This is a genomic window from Pandoraea sp. NPDC090278, from assembly GCF_044772185.1.
Taxonomy (GTDB): domain Bacteria; phylum Pseudomonadota; class Gammaproteobacteria; order Burkholderiales; family Burkholderiaceae; genus Pandoraea.
Window position 1 is genome coordinate 1,783,389 of the sequence record NZ_JBIVYJ010000001.1, and the last position, 17,099, is coordinate 1,800,487.

18 protein-coding genes are annotated in these 17,099 nt (G+C 64.2%); 9 read left to right on the top strand and 9 right to left on the bottom strand.

The window, feature by feature from the left end; translation table 11 throughout:
- Positions 1-16: 16 nt before the first annotated feature.
- From ACIQWO_RS07610 to ACIQWO_RS07635, 6 genes are read right to left on the bottom strand one after another with little or no spacing between them, the layout of a single operon-like run.
- On the bottom strand, positions 17-1,162 hold the full coding sequence (locus ACIQWO_RS07610) for an NAD(P)/FAD-dependent oxidoreductase (protein WP_402821335.1): 1,146 nt from the start codon (positions 1,160-1,162) through the stop codon (positions 17-19).
- Positions 1,155-2,606: an FAD-dependent oxidoreductase gene (locus ACIQWO_RS07615; protein ID WP_402821338.1), complete on the bottom strand. Its 1,452-nt coding sequence runs from the start codon at positions 2,604-2,606 to the stop codon at positions 1,155-1,157. The genes ACIQWO_RS07610 and ACIQWO_RS07615 overlap by 8 nt, the downstream gene beginning before the upstream one ends.
- On the bottom strand, positions 2,599-2,997 hold the full coding sequence (locus tag ACIQWO_RS07620) for a (2Fe-2S)-binding protein (protein WP_402821341.1): 399 nt from the start codon (positions 2,995-2,997) through the stop codon (positions 2,599-2,601). Before ACIQWO_RS07620 ends, ACIQWO_RS07615 begins: the two co-directional genes overlap by 8 nt.
- 23 nt (positions 2,998-3,020) lie before the next feature.
- Positions 3,021-3,815, bottom strand: coding sequence for an ABC transporter permease (locus tag ACIQWO_RS07625; protein ID WP_150574625.1), 795 nt, complete (start codon positions 3,813-3,815; stop codon positions 3,021-3,023).
- Between the two features lie 48 nt (positions 3,816-3,863).
- Positions 3,864-4,769, bottom strand: coding sequence for an ABC transporter permease (locus ACIQWO_RS07630; RefSeq protein WP_039397742.1), 906 nt, complete (start codon positions 4,767-4,769; stop codon positions 3,864-3,866).
- Entirely contained in the window at positions 4,762-5,856 is a 1,095-nt protein-coding gene (locus ACIQWO_RS07635; protein ID WP_402821346.1) for an ABC transporter ATP-binding protein, read from the bottom strand. Before ACIQWO_RS07635 ends, ACIQWO_RS07630 begins: the two co-directional genes overlap by 8 nt.
- Before the next feature lie 297 nt (positions 5,857-6,153).
- Here ACIQWO_RS07635 and ACIQWO_RS07640 point away from each other — a divergent pair, with 297 nt between their 5' ends.
- From ACIQWO_RS07640 to ACIQWO_RS07650, 3 genes are all read left to right on the top strand, one after another.
- Positions 6,154-7,023, top strand: a complete 870-nt coding sequence (locus ACIQWO_RS07640; protein ID WP_402821349.1) for an IclR family transcriptional regulator — start codon at positions 6,154-6,156, stop codon at positions 7,021-7,023.
- A gap of 178 nt (positions 7,024-7,201) precedes the next feature.
- Positions 7,202-7,678: an OsmC family protein gene (locus ACIQWO_RS07645; RefSeq protein WP_402821352.1), complete on the top strand. Its 477-nt coding sequence runs from the start codon at positions 7,202-7,204 to the stop codon at positions 7,676-7,678.
- A 131-nt stretch (positions 7,679-7,809) separates the two neighbouring features.
- Positions 7,810-8,619 (top strand): alpha/beta fold hydrolase, encoded by an 810-nt coding sequence (locus tag ACIQWO_RS07650; protein ID WP_402821355.1) that lies wholly within the window; start codon positions 7,810-7,812, stop codon positions 8,617-8,619.
- Between the two features lie 20 nt (positions 8,620-8,639).
- Here the strand turns inward: ACIQWO_RS07650 and ACIQWO_RS07655 are convergent, their stop codons facing one another.
- Entirely contained in the window at positions 8,640-8,786 is a 147-nt protein-coding gene (locus tag ACIQWO_RS07655; protein ID WP_402821358.1) for a hypothetical protein, read from the bottom strand.
- A 131-nt stretch (positions 8,787-8,917) separates the two neighbouring features.
- Entirely contained in the window at positions 8,918-9,859 is a 942-nt protein-coding gene (locus ACIQWO_RS07660) for a DUF72 domain-containing protein (RefSeq protein ID WP_402821906.1), read from the bottom strand.
- Positions 9,860-10,223: 364 nt separating this feature from the next.
- Here ACIQWO_RS07660 and ACIQWO_RS07665 point away from each other — a divergent pair, with 364 nt between their 5' ends.
- The 5 genes from ACIQWO_RS07665 (at position 10,224) to ACIQWO_RS07685 (ending at position 16,108) form a co-directional block, all read left to right on the top strand.
- Complete coding sequence (locus ACIQWO_RS07665) at positions 10,224-10,796, top strand: flavin reductase family protein (RefSeq protein ID WP_402821361.1); 573 nt, start codon at positions 10,224-10,226, stop codon at positions 10,794-10,796.
- 27 nt (positions 10,797-10,823) lie between these two features.
- Positions 10,824-12,395 carry a GGDEF domain-containing protein gene (locus ACIQWO_RS07670; RefSeq protein WP_402821364.1) on the top strand — a complete coding sequence of 524 codons (1,572 nt, stop codon included), beginning with the start codon at positions 10,824-10,826 and terminating at the stop codon, positions 12,393-12,395.
- 50 nt (positions 12,396-12,445) lie between these two features.
- Positions 12,446-13,024 (top strand): TMEM175 family protein, encoded by a 579-nt coding sequence (locus tag ACIQWO_RS07675; protein WP_150574631.1) that lies wholly within the window; start codon positions 12,446-12,448, stop codon positions 13,022-13,024.
- Between the two features lie 66 nt (positions 13,025-13,090).
- On the top strand, positions 13,091-13,309 hold the full coding sequence (locus ACIQWO_RS07680) for an RNA-binding S4 domain-containing protein (RefSeq protein ID WP_233326110.1): 219 nt from the start codon (positions 13,091-13,093) through the stop codon (positions 13,307-13,309).
- A 162-nt stretch (positions 13,310-13,471) separates the two neighbouring features.
- Positions 13,472-16,108, top strand: coding sequence for an EAL domain-containing protein (locus tag ACIQWO_RS07685; RefSeq protein ID WP_402821369.1), 2,637 nt, complete (start codon positions 13,472-13,474; stop codon positions 16,106-16,108).
- A 1-nt stretch (position 16,109) separates the two neighbouring features.
- Here ACIQWO_RS07685 and ACIQWO_RS07690 read toward each other — a convergent pair whose 3' ends face one another.
- On the bottom strand, positions 16,110-16,343 hold the full coding sequence (locus ACIQWO_RS07690; RefSeq protein WP_402821372.1) for a DUF3717 domain-containing protein: 234 nt from the start codon (positions 16,341-16,343) through the stop codon (positions 16,110-16,112).
- A 335-nt stretch (positions 16,344-16,678) separates the two neighbouring features.
- Between ACIQWO_RS07690 and ACIQWO_RS07695 the strand changes: the two genes are divergently transcribed.
- On the top strand, positions 16,679-17,089 hold the full coding sequence (locus ACIQWO_RS07695; RefSeq protein ID WP_402821375.1) for a hypothetical protein: 411 nt from the start codon (positions 16,679-16,681) through the stop codon (positions 17,087-17,089).
- Positions 17,090-17,099: the final 10 nt, after the last annotated feature.

Below are 17,099 nucleotides of genomic sequence, written 5' to 3' on the forward strand. Positions count from 1 at the left end.
GGATGCGTGAGGTTCCTCAGACTACGGCGTGCGTGGCAGTGACTGCGGCAAAGCGGTCGACGGCGAAGGCATCGATCGGCGTGGCCGTCTCTCCCTGTGTCACCAGATCGGCCAGCACTTCACCCACGCCCGGCGCGAGCAGGAAGCCACCACCCGAGAAGCCGAACGCATGCACCAGACGCGGTGTCGTGCGGCTCATGCCGATGATCGGGTTGTCGTCGGGCGTCTCGCCTTCCACACCGCTCCACGTACGAATCAGCAGCGCATTGCGCAGCGCGGGCAGCAACGCGCATGCTTCACGCATCACGGCACGCGTGGTGTCGGCCGACGGCTGGGCGTATTCGCCATCACCGGTACCGCGTCCACCGCCTATCACGCAGTTGCCGCGCTCGACCTGCCGCGCATACACGCCGCCGCCGTACACGCCGAGGTTGTGTCCGACAAACTTGGGCAACGGCTCCGTCACCCACATGTTCGGGTAGATGGCATGCATCGGCACACGCTCCCCGAACGTGCCTGCAATGTGGTTCGCCCACGCGCCGGAGGTATTGAGCAACCAGTCGCAACTCACGTGCAGCTCGTCGCCGACTTCCGGTTTCGCCGTCAGTTGGAAGCGCACGCCGTCGTGCGTAACCGAAGTAATCGGGGTGCGCTCGCGCACGTCTGCACCGAGGGCGCGGGCCGCACGCGCGAAGGCGGGCGACACCAGACGCGGATTCGCGTGACCGTCGCTCATGCACAGCGAACCACCGACAGCGCCATCCCCCAGCCACGGAAAGCGCTCGCGAAACTCCGCGCCGCGAAAGACCGTCGTGGACAGGCCGTAGTTCTGCGCCATCGCCGACCACGCGTCGAGGGGTTCGAGATCGCTCTCACGACGCGCGAGCCGCAGGTGGCCCGAGCGGACGAATTCGCCGTCGATGCCAATCAGTTCGGGCAGACGATCCCAGATCCTTCGTGCCCGCATGGCGAGCGGCAACTGCACCTCCGGACGGCCTTGACAGCGCACGCCGCCATAGTTCACGCCGCTGGCCTGCGCGCCACAATAGCGCCGCTCGAACAGCGCGACCTTCAGGCCACGCTCGGCCAAAGCCCGCGCGGCCGAGGCACCGACCAGCCCGCCACCAGCGACGACCACGTCGTAATGCAGGGTCTCACTCATCGCGCGCCTCCTCGGGAATGGCGGCGACGTTTTCGTCGAATAACATCGGAGCAATCGGAATCGGTTTGATCGGCGCCTGCGCACGCAGCCGTCCCACTTGCGCATACGTCTGTCCGCTGGCGTCGGCCAGCACATGACATGCCGCTTCGCCACACATGCGACCCTGACAGCGGCCCATGCCCACACGGGTGAGCGCCTTCAGGCGGTTGATTTCGGTGACGCCGTCCTGACGAACGCACTCGCGCAACGTGCCTGCACTGACTTCCTCGCAACGGCAGACGAGCATGTCGTCGGGCCATTGCGCGGCAGGATCTTTCGGCAGCGCAAACGCCTGCTCGATGCCTTCGCGAAAACGACGGATGCTCGCGAGCTTGCGCTCGATGGTCTGCGCGTCCGGCGCGTCCGGCATGGACGGGGCCGCAATGCCAAGGTCTTCGAGCAACGCCAGCGCCGCGCGACGGCCTGCGAGTTCGGCGGCGTCTGCCCCCGCGATGCCCGCACCGTCGCCTGCGAGATAGATGCCGGGTTGCGAACTGCGTCCGGCGGCGTCGCGCTCGGGCAACCAGCATCGGTTGAGATCGTCGAACACGAAGCGGCAACCCGCGAGATCGGCCAGTTGCGTCTCCGGTCGCAGGCCGAAGCCCAGACCGACGGCACTGCATTCGACGCTCGCCTCGCGACCGTTGTGCTGCCAGCGAATTGCGCGCACGCCTGCCGTGCCATCAATGCCTTCGAGCGTCACGCCGTATTCGACGCGCACGCCGCGCGCGCGCAGCCATCCCAGGTAATAAACGCCCTTGGCAAACGTCGATGGCTGACTCAGCAGACGTGGCGCGGCCTTCGCCTGTTCCACAAACGGGCTGGTATCGAGCACGGCGACGACATTCGCACCGGCTTTCGCATATTGGTACGCCACGAGATACAGCAGCGGCCCGGTGCCCGCGAACACGACGCGCTCGCCAATCGCACAGCCCTGCGCCTTGAGCGCGACCTGCGCGCCGCCCAGCGTGTACACGCCCGGCAACGTCCAACCCGGCACGGGCAGCACGCGGTCGGTCGCGCCGCTGGCAATGATCAGATGCGTGAACGGGACCGGCGCTTCACGTCCGCCATGCATGGTGTGCAACCGCTGCGGATCGCACGCCCACACGAGCGTCTCAGGCCGGTAATCGACCTGCGGCAGAAGCGCCGCCATCGTGCTGTGGACGGCATCGGCCTTCGCCGCTTCGAAGCCGTACAGCGCCTGCTTGCTGCGTGCAAAACCTGCGCCTTGCGGCGGCTGACGATAGATCTGACCGCCCCAGCGAATGTTCTCGTCGAGCACGATCGGACGCACGCCCGCAGCGACCAGCGTTTGCGCGGCACGAATGCCCGCCGGGCCTGCGCCGACGATCACGACATTGGCGATGTTGGTGTCACTGGCATTCACGGTGCGCTCAGCCATGCGAGCCTCCGTGCACTTCGTTCGCATCAGCCGCGCGCGTGACGATGCGCATGCCCGCCTGTATCGTCGTCGAGCAGGCGCGCAAGCGCGTGAGTTGGGCGTCGCCACCGTCGGCGCTCACCGTTTCGCAACGCACCCAGCAGTCCTGACACGCACCGATCATGCAGAAACCGGCGCGCGGCGTACCGCTGAATTCGCTGATGCGCACGTGCCGCTGATGCGTGAGGATGGCAGTGAGCAACGTGTCACCGGCGAGCGCCTGCACCGGTTCTCCGTCGATATAGAAAGTCACGGGTGCACGTGCAGTCTCGGCCAGACGCGTCAACTGCGGATGGCAAACGGACGAGCCAGACGCGCGCACGTCTTGAGGAGTTTGGGAAGAGCTGGACATAAGAGTCGTCGTGGAGCGCGCGTTCAGTGCTGGCCGATGAGAATGCGATTCAGACCGTAGATGCGGTCGAGCAACAACATCGCGCCAAGCGTGACGGCAATGACGAGCGCCGAAACGGACGCCATCATCGGATCGATCGACTCGGTGGCGTACATATACATACGGACCGGCAACGTGACGGTTTGCGGCGCAGTGAGGAAGACCGACATCGTCAGTTCGTCGAAGCTATTGATGAACGCCAGCAGCCAGCCACCGGTAATGCCCGGCAGAATCATCGGCATGGTCACGCGACGGAACGTCGTCCACGATCCCGCACCGAGCGAGGCCGCCGCGTTCTCGACGCTGCGATCCAGACCGCTGATCGAGGCGAGCACGAGACGCATGATGAACGGCGTCACAACGATCATGTGCGCGAAGATGAGCGCGCCGAACGAGCCCGTCACACCGAGCATGGCGAAGAAGCGCAGCAGCGCGATGCCGAGCACGAGGCCCGGAATCACCAGCGGCGAGAGCAGCAGACCGTTGAGGAAGTTGCGGCCCGGGAAGCGCGAACGGCCGATGGCGAGCGCCGCAGGCAACGCAATCGCAAGCGACAGCGTGGCCGAGATGAACGCCAGCTTCAGGCTGGTGAAGAACGACGCGATGAAGTCGGGATAGTCGAGAATCGCCCGGAACCAGCGCAGCGAGATGCCGCGCGTGGGCAGCGAGAGCGTCTGCTCCGGCGTGAACGCGACCAGCACCACGATGATCATCGGGGCGAGAACGAAGAGGATGACGAGCGTATGGAACGCGAGCGCCAGGGGACTGTTTTTACGCATGATGGCGAGTGAGTTCTGTTCTGCTTCAGTTCGGCGACAGCATCGGCGTTAGCCCATGCTGCGCGAGTAACGGCGGTCGAGCAGACGGTAGTACGTCAGCATCACGATCAGGTTCGCCACCAGCAGCAACACGGCGATGGTCGCGCCCAGCGGCCAGTTCAGCGAGCTGAGGAACTGGTCGTAGACCGCGGTGGCGGCCACTTTAAGACGGCGTCCGCCCAGCAGACTCGGGATCGCGAAAGCGCTCGCCGACAGACCGAACACCATCAGGCTGCCCGACAAAATGCCCGGCACCAGTTGCGGCAGCACGATGCGGCGCAGCGTGGTCGCTTGCGACGCCATGAGCGAGAGCGCTGCGTTTTCCGTCTGCGGATCGAGGCGTTGCAGCGACGTCCACACCGGAATCACCATGAACGGCAGCATCACGTGCGCCAGCGCCACGACGATGGCGAAGTTGGTGTATTCCATCTTGAACGGCCCCATGCCGACCAGCCCGAACGCCTGATTGATCAGGCCGCCCGAACTGAGCAACATGCTCCAGCCGAACGCGCGCACCACGATTGACACGAGCAGCGGCGAGAGAATGATCAGCAGGAACAGCGAGCGCCACGGGTCGCCCATGCGCGAGAGCACGTAGGCTTCGAACGTCCCCACCACAGCGCAGATCGCGGTGACCGTGAGCGAGATGCCGAACGTGCGCAGGAAGATCGTGTGGAAGTACGAGTCGAACAGCACTTCCTTGTAGTTCTCGAACTGGAACGCCGCAATCGGGCCGCTTGCCGGGTCGAACTGATAGAACGTGAGCGCAAGCGTCATGAGCAACGGGATCAGCACCAGCGCCACGAACAACAGCATGGCGGGCGCACTCATCACCCACATCGGCAGATAGGCGCTCCACGGCGCGCGCGCAACTGGCGCGGCGTCCGTACGCGGAACTTGCAGCGTCTCAGCCATTCGAGCACGCTCCTGCGGAAACGAAACGCACCGCCTCCGGCTGCCAGTCCAGACCGACCGGCGCCCCTTCGCTCAGCGGCTCGCCGCCTTCGTTCTGGCAGCACACGAGCACCTCGCCCAACGCGCTGTCGACGCGGTACAGCCACTGGCTGCCGAGGAAGAAACGGCTCGTCACCGTCGCAGACAGACGGCCGGTCGACGGGGCGCACAAGCGCACCTTTTCCGGACGCAGGCACATGGTGATGGCGTCGCCGACCGCCATGCCACGGTCGCGCGGCGCGAGGTCCGCCAACGCGGCACGCTGTGTGAGTTGCGCGCCCAGCTCGATATGCAGATGCTCGCCGTCGCGCGCGGCCACGCGACCGTCGAGCATGTTTGCCTTACCGATGAACTGCGAGACGAACGGTGTTTCCGGACGCTCGTAAGCGCGGTACGGCGTGTCGACCTGCGTAATGCGCCCGGCTTCCATGACCACAACGCGATCGCTGATCGACAGTGCTTCGGATTGGTCGTGCGTCACCATGATGGTGGTGGTGCCGATCTTGCGCTGGATCGAGCGCAGCTCGAACTGCATGTCTTCGCGAAGCTTGGCGTCGAGATTGGACATCGGCTCGTCGAGCAGCAGCACGGGCGGCGCGATCACCACGGCGCGGGCGATCGCCACGCGCTGACGCTGGCCGCCCGAGAGCTCTCGCGGGAAGCGATGGCCGAGCGCTTCGAGCCGCACGAGCGCGAGCGCCTCGCGAACGCGGTCCTTGCGTTCCGACTTGTCGACGCCTCGCATCTCCAGACCGAAGCCGACGTTATCCGCCACGGTCATGTGCGGGAACAGCGCGTAGCTCTGGAACACGATGCCCAGACCGCGCTTGTTCGGCCGCATGTTCGTGATGTCGCGCCCGTCGAGCGTAATGCGCCCGGTCGTGGCTTCGACAAAGCCCGCGATCATCTGCAACGTGGTGGTCTTGCCGCAGCCCGAGGGGCCGAGCAGCGAGACGAACTCGCCCTTCTCCACCGAGAGATTGACGTTCGAGACGGCGTTCAGCTCGCCAAACGTCTTGGAAACATCCGTCAAAGTCAGAAAAGACATGGTCACTACCTTTGGACGCTCGCGCGTCGCGTGAAATGCAATTGCATCGAACAGTAGCGAGCCAAATTGCATGTCGCAAGATAACGATTCCGCGAAATGAGATAAATTTTCAGATTATTTCGTTTGACGGAATGTTTCACGGATGGACAAAGCCTTTCGTTTCGCGCCACCGTCTCGGGATAATCCCTAACTTATGCTGAATATTGATTGTTTTTGCGGGTTTCGACGCATCGCGCCAGTTTTCAACTCGTGGCGGCTTACGTTAATATTTCGTTTGACGGAATATTCGAGACCCTGATGACCACCTCCGATTCACCCCGCGCAACGGCAAGCTCGTCTGCGGAATCCGCCGGCGCGGGCATATTGCAACGCACGTTTGCCGTCATCCGCGCCCTCGGCGAAGCCAAGCCCGAAGGCGAGCGCGTCACCCACATCGCCAAAGCCGTCGGCCTGAGTCAGGCGACGGTGCACCGCATTCTTCACGCGCTCATCGCCGAGCAGGTCGTGGAACAGGACGAGTCGTCCAAGCTGTACCGGCTGAGTATCGATTTCTTCGCGATGGCCGCGCAGGCGGGCAACCCGAGCGGCATGCGCACGTTGTGCCGCCCGTCGCTGCTGCGGCTGTGCGCGAGTCTGGGCGACACGATCTTTCTGCTGGTGCGCAGCAGCTTCGATGCCGTCTGCCTCGACATGTGCGAAGGCCCCTTCCCGATCCGTTCGTTTACCGGCGACATCGGTGGACGTGTGGCGCTGGGCGTCGGTCAGGGCAGTCTGGCGATTCTGGCGTTCCTGCCGGAGGCCGAGCGCGAGGAGATCATCCGCTTTAACGTGCCGCGACTGCGCGGCTACGGCGTGCTCGACGAGGTGTATCTGCGCACGGAGATCGAGCGGGTGCGTCAGTTGGGCTATGCGGGGAGCAACAGCGGTGTGCTCGACGGCATGGCCGGGGTCGCCGTGCCGGTGTTCGACCGCATGGGGCACGCCGTGGCCGCGCTGAGCGTGGGCACGCTGGCCGCGCGACTGTCGCAGGACCGCCTGCCGATGGTGGTGGAACTGTTGCGGCGTCAGGCCGAACTGATCGGCCCGCAAACGAATCCGTTCGACGTCGCCATGCGCCGCCCGATGCACGGCCTCACGCGCGCACTCACGACGGAGCCATTGGCCTGACGTTTGACGGGTTTGACAGGTTTGACGGACGGGGTGGCGTCGAGGACGGAATCCGTCCTTTTGATGGCCGAAAATGGCCAGCATTTCGTGCACGGGACTGAGAGAATCGCGAAAGGGCCCGGCTCCCCATCTCCTTTTTCATATCCCCATCGGCCGCGGCCTTCAGTGGAGAGCAGACATGGCATCAGGCGAACACGAGTACCGCGTCAATGTGGAATGGATCGGCAATCAGGGCAGCGGCACATCGGGCTATCGCGCGTACGGACGCAATCACGAGATTCGCGCCGACGGCAAACCCACGATCCCCGGCTCGTCGGACCCGGCCTTTCGCGGCGATGCCGCTCGCTGGAATCCGGAAGATTTGCTGGTCGCGTCGGCAAGCGCCTGTCACAAGCTCTGGTACCTGCATCTGTGCGCCGAGGCCGGAATTATCGTCGAGCGGTATGAGGACAACGCCGTCGGCACGATGCTCGACACGCCCACCGAAGGACGCTTCACCCGAATCGTCTTGCGTCCGCACGTAACGATTCGTGCGGGCGGCGACGTCGCACTCGCCGAACATCTGCATCACGCCGCCCACGAGAAGTGCTACATCGCCAACTCGGTCAATTTCCCGATCGAATGCGAAGCGGTTATCGAGACGGTCGAGGTTTGACGTCAGGAACGTCAGAACGCGATTGACCCGCTCGTGACGGCTTGATATGATCGGTTCACTTTGAAAACGCCCTCCCGGTTCGCCGGGAGGGCGTTTCGTTTTGGTTCCACTCACAACGTAGGAATCAGGACATGACTATTTCCGCAGAACGCTTCGCCGCTGCTGGCAACCTCCTCGGCCATGCACGATATGGCGATGGCCCCACGCCCGTGCTCGTCATGCACGACTGGCTCGGCGATCACACCAGCTTTGACGCCGCAATGCCCTGGCTCGACGGGCGCGCATTCACTTACGTCTTCGTCGATCTGCGCGGCTACGGACTCTCCATCGATTTGACGGGCGATTACACGGTGGACGAAATCGCCGCCGATTGCCTCAGGCTCGCCGATCATCTCGGCTGGTCGCGGTTTCACGTGATCGGTCATTCGATGACGGGGATGGTGACGCAACGTCTGGCGGTCGATGCACCGTCGCGCATTGCAAGCGCCGTCGCCGTATGCCCCGTGTCGGCGGCCGGAAACCGGCTGAATCCCGAGGCCCTCGCCTTCTTCTCCAGCACGACGAACAACGACGACGCCCTGCGGCGATTGTTCAAATTCGTCAGCGGCGGGCTATCCGACGTTTGGGTGGATCGCAAGGTCAGGCAGAACCGCACCACGGTTTCACCGGCCTGCCGTGCGCGATACCTCGATATGCTGGTGACAACGGATTTCGCCGCAGAAGTTCAGGGGGCAGAAGGTGCGGAAACCCCGTTTCTGGTGATCGTCGGCGATAAGGATCCCGGACTCGATGCGGCCGCGATGGCGCAGACCTTTCTCGCCTGGCATCCGAATGCGACGCTGGAAGTCATGCCGAACTGCGGGCACTACCCGATGCAAGCGTGTCCGCCGTATTTCGCTTCAGTGATCGAGGCGTTCCTCACGCACAACAGCGCCTCGTAATCCACGTAATAGTTGTTGAATCAGCGGCAGGCGAGCGAACACCCTGCCGCACCGATCACGGCAACGGCACCCACTGCGGTGCCGAGCAGAAACGTTTGCGCCGAACTTGCGCAGCCCTGCAACCCCGTTGCGCCAACCAACAAGGCAGTGACAATTAGCCGGCGCATAACGCCTCCCATTCTGATGTTGGCGCATGGTAATGCGACAACATCCCGAATGGAGCAACTCGTAAGGCCGGGGAATGGATATGCGCTGGCGCGAAGGCGCGATGCCTTCAGGGTGTCATCGCGTCATGGGGTCATGGCGTCAGAAGATCGGTCGATTGGCCAGGCACGCCGAAGGCATCGTCACCCAGCAACTGCATGAGCGTCATGGCGTTGCGCTGCCCCTGATCCTCGTAATTGTTGTTGAACACGACGTACACGCGCGCGACGACTTTGGCGATCACGCGGATCGGATCGACCAGCGCGGCCAGTTCCGCTTCGCGATAGTCGTAATTAAAGCGGTCGGACGCCGCCGTGCTGTCGCGCACGTTCCACGTCTGCTCATTGCGGCCATGCAGACGCACGACCGCCGCGAGTGGCGACGTCGTCTCCCAGACTTGAGGGATGCTGTTCGTGAAGCCCTGCGGCTCGTCCACCGTCGTGTTGACCCAGCCCATCTCGCGCAACCACGCCAGCGTCTTGTCGCAACGCTCACCGTCGAACCATCCGCGATGCCGGAACTCGGCGGCGACGCCGTAACCGGTCATGCGCTGCGCACAGGCTTCGACATGCTCGCGACTCGACTTATCGCCCGTCAGCCACGGCGGAAACTGGAAGTGCACCAGACCGAGCTTTCCTGCCTCGTGTAACGGTTCGATGGCCTCCAGATAGCGCCGCCAGATCTCATCGATCAGCGCGGTCGGCAGGTCCTTGTAGTAGACGTTGGCGCGTGGCCCCGGCGGCAGTTCGGGCTGGAGATCCTTGGGCAAAGCAATGCGCGGGGTCTGATGGCCGGTGAGCAGACGGAATGCCTTGATATTGAAGACGAACGCGTCCGGGGTGCGCTCGACCCACAGCCGCGCATTGGATCCCGAGGGCATCGCGTAGTAACTACTGTCGACCTCGACCATCGAAAACTGGCTGGCGTAGAAGCGCAGACGCGCTTCGGCAGACGTATGTCCCGGTGGATAAAACCGCTTGCAGGCAATCAGCGATTTGTCCGTCCACGACGCTGTACCGACATAGACCTTGCCCATCCCGGAGCCTCCCATTGGCGCGACACGGGCCGCGCTTCGGCCGTTCGTCGACGGGATCGCCATCCCGATAATTCCGGCAGCTTTCGCACAAGTATAGGCGCGCGCTCGCAAGGTCTCTGCGGCACGGTTTTCTACGTAAATTGCTCGATGACGCAACGCCCGGCGGACGGGGACTGGACTGGGACGAACCCATGAAATACTGCGTGCACATCTGATCCGGCACGCGCTCCCCGCGGCGTGCCGTTTGTACGGCCCGCAGCTGACCCTGCGGGCCGCCTTTTTCGGATGGCATGCCGCGCGCTATCATGGTCCGCCATCAACATGCGGCCCGACAACGGATCGCCGCCTGCACGGACCTCTTGCCATGACCGAACGTCTGCCCGTCGAACTTCCCAAAGCCTACCGTCTGCTCAACCACGGCCCGACCGTGCTCGTAGGAAGCGCGCACGACGGACGTCGTAACGTCATGGCCGCCGCGTGGTCGATGCCGCTCGACTTCTCGCCACCGAAGGTCGCCGTCGTCATCGACCGCAATACACTCACGCGTGAGCTGGTCGAAGCCTCGGGCGAGTTCTCGCTGAACGTGCCCGCGCGCGTGATTGCGCGTGAAACGCTGGCCGTCGGCTCGGTGTCCGGACGTGACACCGACAAGTTCGCCGAGGGCACCGGCGTGACAGCCTTCACCGGCTCGCACATCGCCGCGCCGCTCATCGACGGCTGCCTCGCATGGCTCGAATGCCGGGTGATTCCCGAGCCGCACAACCAGGATCGCTACGACCTGTTCCTCGGCGAAGTCGTGGCGGCGTGGGCCGATCCGCGTGCGTTTCGCGACGGGCACTGGCAGTTCGAACCCGGCACATCGCGCAGTCTGCATTACATCGCCGGTGGCAACTTCTTCGAGACCGGCGAAGCCTTCGAAGTCAAACCCGGCAATTAGCCCGACACTTCTCTCCGACAACCCGCCATGAGCCACACCTTGCCGCCGCGCCGTTCGACCGACAGCACCGATAGCCTCTACAGCAGCGATCGTCCCGCACAGACCGCGCACGCCTTGTGGCGTACGGGTGGTACTGGCGGCATGGGCCATCGCGCGGACAGGGTCGACGTCGTGGAGACAGGTGCGGGTGCCGTCGCGTCGCCCTATTTGCCAAGTAGCCCCGGGCGGGGCAGAATTGACAGCGTTACGGAGGTCTTCGATCGTGAGTCCACGTGGCTCCACGGCCGTTCCGTCGTAGCACCTGAACTGTCTGCGAAGTCTGTGCCGAGCGCATCGCCTTTCATGGCCGTCGCGCCCGGTGCGTCGCTTGCCTCTGCTTTGCGCTTCGAGCATCACGAGTCGTTCGAACCTTTCGTGCAGTTGCCGAATTCGCGGCCCGAACCATCTCCGTCAACGGCACTGCTGTCGTCCACCCGCTGGGCCCTGCCCACCCGTCGCGACATGACTGCATCCGGCCACGATTCCTCCGACGCCAACGATCTCAACGACGCCCGCGCCCGTCTCCTGCGCTCGGCGGGCTCGCCACTTGGCCGCGCCACCGGCGTGGGCCTCGACGAGGCGGAGCGCCTCGCCGCGCTGCGTCGTTATGAGATTCTCGACACACCGCCCGAACCCGCCTTCGACCGTATCGTGCGACTCGCCTCGCACGTGCTGGGCGCGCCGATCTCGCTCGTCTCCCTGATCGACGAATCGCGCCAGTGGTTCAAGGCGCGCCGCGGCATCGATGCCTCGCAAACGCCGCGCTCAATGGCGTTCTGCGCTCACGCCATTCTCAGCGACGATGTGCTCGTCGTGCCCGACGCCCGTGCCGACCGACGCTTCGCCGACAATCCGCTCGTGACCGGTGACCCGAACATCCGTTTCTACGCGGGCGCGCCGCTGCGCACCCCCGAAGGGCACCGGCTGGGCACGCTGTGCGTGATCGACCGCCGTCCCCGCGATCTCGACGACGAGAAACGCGGCTTGCTGGCCGATCTGTCCTCTCTTGTGGTGGATGAACTCGAACTGCGCCGCGTGAACCGGGTGCTCGGCGACATGGCGATGCGCGACGGCCTGACCGGCCTGCTCAACCGTCGGGCTTTCCTCATGCAGGCCGACCGGCTGTTCGCGGTCGCCCGCGCGCAGCAGCGCCGCCTGTCGGTGCTGATGCTCGACATCGACCACTTCAAGGGGATCAACGACACCTGGGGGCATACCATCGGCGACCGGGTGATCGTCGAGTTGACGCTGGTGTTGCGGGCCGCGCTGCGCAAGAGTACTGTGATCGGCCGTCTGGGCGGCGAGGAGTTCGCCGTGCTGCTGCCCGAGGCCGATGCACAACGTGCCTTGCAGGCGGCGGAGCGTATGCTCGTCGCGATCAACGGCGCGAGCGTCCCGGGTAACGGAACGAATGGGAACGCTCCAGTGCGCTTTTCCGCCAGCATCGGTGTCGCCAGCCTCGGTCCGGACGACGCCGATTTCAGTACCCTGCTGCAACGCGCCGACCGCGCGCTTTATGCAGCCAAACAAGGCGGCCGCAATCGCGTGGCCGTGCTGTGATTTCCACCCTTGTCGGCTGATCCCGACTGAAGACATAAACCACCACCGCAATGGGCAAGAGCCGACTCGAAGCATTCAGCGATGGCGTGATCGCCATCATCATCACGATCATGGTGCTCGAGATGAAAGCGCCGCACGGCAGCGAACTGGCGGACCTGCTGCCGGTCGCGCCGACGTTCCTCACCTACATCCTCAGCTATGTCTATGTCGGCCTGTACTGGAACAACCACCATCATCTTTTCCAGGTGGTCCAGAAGGTGTCCGGCGGGGTCCTGTGGGCCAACCTGCACCTGTTGTTCTGGCTGTCGCTGATTCCGTTCGTGACGCACTGGCTCGGCGAGAACCACTTCACCGCCTGGCCGACGGCGCTCTACGGCGTGGTGCTGTGCATGGCCGCCATTGCCCACTACATTCTGTCGAGAACCTTGTTGGCGGTGCACGACGGCGGCAACAAGAAGCTCGCCGACGCCCTCGGGCGCGACTACAAGGGCAAGCTGTCCGTGGTGGTCTACGCCGTGGCCATCGGACTGGCGTTCGTGGTGCCAGCGGTCTCGCTGGCGCTGTACGCGCTCATGGCCGCCGTTTGGCTGATTCCGGACCGTCGCATCGAACACGTGATCGAAAAGTGACCCCCTTGGCACGGTGCGCTACGGCAGTCGACGCGCACCGGGTTTTTCCGTAGTATCCGCACCACTATGCAAAACGTAACTTTTGAACTGACGGGCGAATTCGTCGCCCTCAACGACCTACTCAAACTCACCGGCGTCGTCGATTCCGGCGGCGCGGGCAAAGTCATGGTGGCCAACGGCGCAGTCCGTGTCGACGGCCAGCTCGAGACCCGCAAGACCTGCAAGATCCGTGCGGGCCAGACGGTCGCTGTCGATGGCGTGCGTATCCGGGTGAAGGCCGCCTAAAGGGTCCTTGAGGCCCCATAAAGCCCGCATAAGGGCCGCCTACCCCCCGGTTTATCCCACGTGAGCCTGCCCCCGCAGGTCGCTATACTTGAAAGCGATTTTGGCGTGTCAGCCCCAGTCACCCCCGACAATGATTGCAGGACGTCCGAGGAGGCCCTTGCGATGGTCGTGCCCGGTTCACCGTCCGCCACAGGCGCCACACCGGCACCGGGACGCGAAGCGCTGCTCGAAGCTCTCGACCGGTCGCTGGGCACGCTTACGCTCACGCCGGACGGCCTCGTCGCCGACGTCAACGACAAGTTTCTCGGAGTCTTCGGCTACACGCGCGATCAACTGATCGGCAAGCCGCACGCCATGCTGTGCGACCCGGCCGACCCGACGTGCGGCGACGCCCTCGCGCAAGTGCTCATCACGCGGCGCTCGCACACCGATCAGGTCCGCCGCCTTCGCCACGACGGCAGCACCGTGTGGCTCGAAGCCACCTACAACCCCATCTTCGACGATGACGGCAAGCTCGCCTTCGTGATCAAGCTGGCCGTCGACGTCACGGCCCGCGTGGCGCGTCAGGCCGCCGACGATGCCCGTCTGCATCTGCTGTCGCTCGGCGTCGACGAAACAGACAACGCAGTCCTCATCACCGACGCCCAGAGCCGCGTCTGTTACGTAAATGCTGGGTTCACCCGCATGCTCGGCTATGCGGCAAGCGAGGTCGTCGGTCAGTCGGTGACCGCCTCGTCCGGCGAAAGTCCGATGGACGAATTCGCGAGCGGCGCGGCGGCGGTCGAGGTCAAACAAGCCCTCTCCGGATGCCTCGTGCCCGCGCGCGACGGCCGCAGTTGCCATTGCGAAGTGCTGGTGCGCACCGCGCAGCGTCAACCGCTGTGGGTCTCCGTCGTGACGAACCCGATTCTCGATGCACAGGGCAAGCTCGTGAACGCGGTGGTGCTGTTCACGGACATCACGCAATCGAAGATTCAGGAAGTGTTGCAGCACAAGGCGCTGGCCGCGATGGTGCGCGATGCGCCGCTCGTCGAAGTGCTCACGCTCGTGTGCCGCGAACTGGAGCAGATTGCGCCCGAAGTCATGGCCTCGGTTGTGCGCGTGGATGCCGAAGGCAAGCTGCGTCCGCAAGCCGGGCCCAGTCTGCCCGCGCAATATCACAAGACCATCGATGGCATCGCCATCGGCCCGAACGTGGGCACGTGCGGTACAGCGGCATTTCTGGCCCGGCCGGTGATCGTGACCGACATTGCCAACGATCCCCGCTGGGCCGACTACCGAGAGATGGCGACTGAGTATGGGCTGGCGGCGTCGTGGGCCATGCCGATCATCGCAAACGATGGCCGGGTACTCGGGGTGCTCGCGTTCTATTACCGTACCGCACGCGGCCCGGACGCCCTGCACGAGCGGCTGGTCGACGTCTGCGTGCATCTGTGCAAACTCGCCTTCGAGCGCGACGAATCGCGTACGCGCATCCGTCAACTGGCGTTCTCCGACAGCCTGACGGGATTGCCCAATCGCAGCATGCTCGGCGTGCTCGCCGCACAGGCCATCGCGAGTGCGTCGGAGCTGAACACGCGCATGGCGGTCATCTTCATCGATCTGGATCGCTTCAAGCAGGTCAACGATTCGCTCGGCCATCAGGCGGGCGACGTCTTGCTGCGAACGATTGCCCAGCGCCTGCGCCGTTCGCTGCGCGGCGCGGACATCGTGGCGCGACTCTCGGGCGACGAGTTCGTCGCCGTGCTCACGGAATGCGACCCGGAACGGCTCGACATCGCCATCGAGCGCATGCGCACGGCACTCACCGCCCCATGTCAGGTCGACGGCGTGACGCTCGTGCCGTCGGGCAGCTTCGGCATCAGCCTATATCCGAATCACGGACGGGAATTCGACATCCTCCTGCAACGCGCGGACATGGCGATGTATCAGGCGAAGATGACGAGCCCGGGGAGCGTGCGCTTTTACCACGAGGACATGAACGTCCACGCGCAGGAACGGCTGGAGCTGGAGACCGCCATGCGCGACGCGCTACGTCTGGGCAAGTTGCAGCTGTTCTATCAGCCGCAGATCAATCTGCTCGACGAGTCGGTGTACGGCGCAGAAGCCCTCTCGCGCTGGACGCACCCGCAGTACGGCGAAGTGCCGCCGTCACGCTTCATTGCGCTGGCCGAGGAATGCGGTCTCATTGGCGAGTTGGGCACGTGGACGCTGCGCGAATCGTGCCGTCAACTGGCCGACTGGCGCCGACGCGGCGTCGGCATCGGCAACGTGTCGGTCAATCTGTCGCCGACCAACTTCCACGATCACGATCTGCCGCACACGATTGCCGAAGCGCTGGCCGATCACGAACTACCGCCGTCGTGCCTGGCCATCGAGATCACGGAAAGCGTGCTGATGGATCACAACCCCAGCACGCTGCGCATCATCGAGGAAGTCCACAACCTGGGCGTGCGCCTGTCGATGGACGACTTCGGCACCGGGTATTCGAGTCTCGGCTATCTGCGCCGACTGCCGGTCTCGGAACTGAAACTCGACCGCAGCTTCGTGCACGACATTGCGCGCGACGAAACAGTGCGTGCGCTGACCAACGCGATCATCAGCATCGGCCGCAATCTGCACCTCACCGTGGTGGCCGAAGGGGTGGAAGACGAAGCCCAGCGAGACTTGCTGGTCGCACAGGGCTATCGCGTGGCACAGGGGTACCTGTTCTCCCCCGCGCTGAGTGCTGGCGATCTGGAGCGCTGGCTCGAACGCTGGTCCGCGCAACGACGCTCGCCCGACCCTGTTCAATCCTGAATCAAGGCGCCAGCCCCAATTCCATCTGATGCAGGGCCGTTTCGATGGCCTGGCTCTGCTCGCCGTTGAGCGCATCGGCCGAAACGCTCGTCTCGCGACGATAGATCATCTCGCCGTAGATGTTCGCCAACACGCGCGCTGCCGGACACAACGACAGGTTGCTGTCTGCGGCCTGATGACTGGTCCAGTAGTTGATCGCCTGCTCGATGTCGGCGATGGAATAGTTGGCTTTCATGAGATGTCGTGTCTCGCCGTGGAGTGGAATACTGTAATTATATACAGTATTCGAAGAGTCGGAGAATGGCCCCATCCCGGACCCATTGACGTCAATTCTCAGGCGCACGTTTCGGAACTGCAACACTTGATGCTCGACATCGGATGTCGTGCCGCTAACGCGCGCCAACAATCCACGCAAAATCATCCACTTAGCAACTCCGGCACGATATTGGCTTAAGGCAGAGGAAACGCCGCGCAACGTCCCTGCCGTTCGCAACGCGCCCCCTCACGATTGCCCCGACGGAGCCCATCATGCCGCCGAGACACGTCACACCCTGCACGCGCGTTTGTCCCTTGGATCACGAGAGACGGCGTCGCGCAGACATCCTCCGATGGCTCACGCTGCTGGCGATCGGTCTGCTGGCCACGATGGCCGCCCCGCACGTCCATGCGCAATCGATGCCACCGGCCACCGCGAAACCCGCCGATGCGTTTCACCAGCCTTGCGTCGCCGTCCGGGCCGTACCGAACGAAGCAGCACGTGACGTTTCGGGCGCAGCGAGGGCCTTCGTCTTCATCTCGCGCGTGCGCACACCGCACAAACAGTACGTCGATCTGGACGATCGCTGCGCGACCCCGCCAGCGTTCGCACCGACGCGCGACGTTGACTCGACCTCCGTCTGGTATGTCGACGCCCCCGCCGCTGGTGTGCATGCACCGTCGCGTCATCCGGGGGCACTGACCTTGCACGGCGCGACGTCCTGAGCGACGGGCC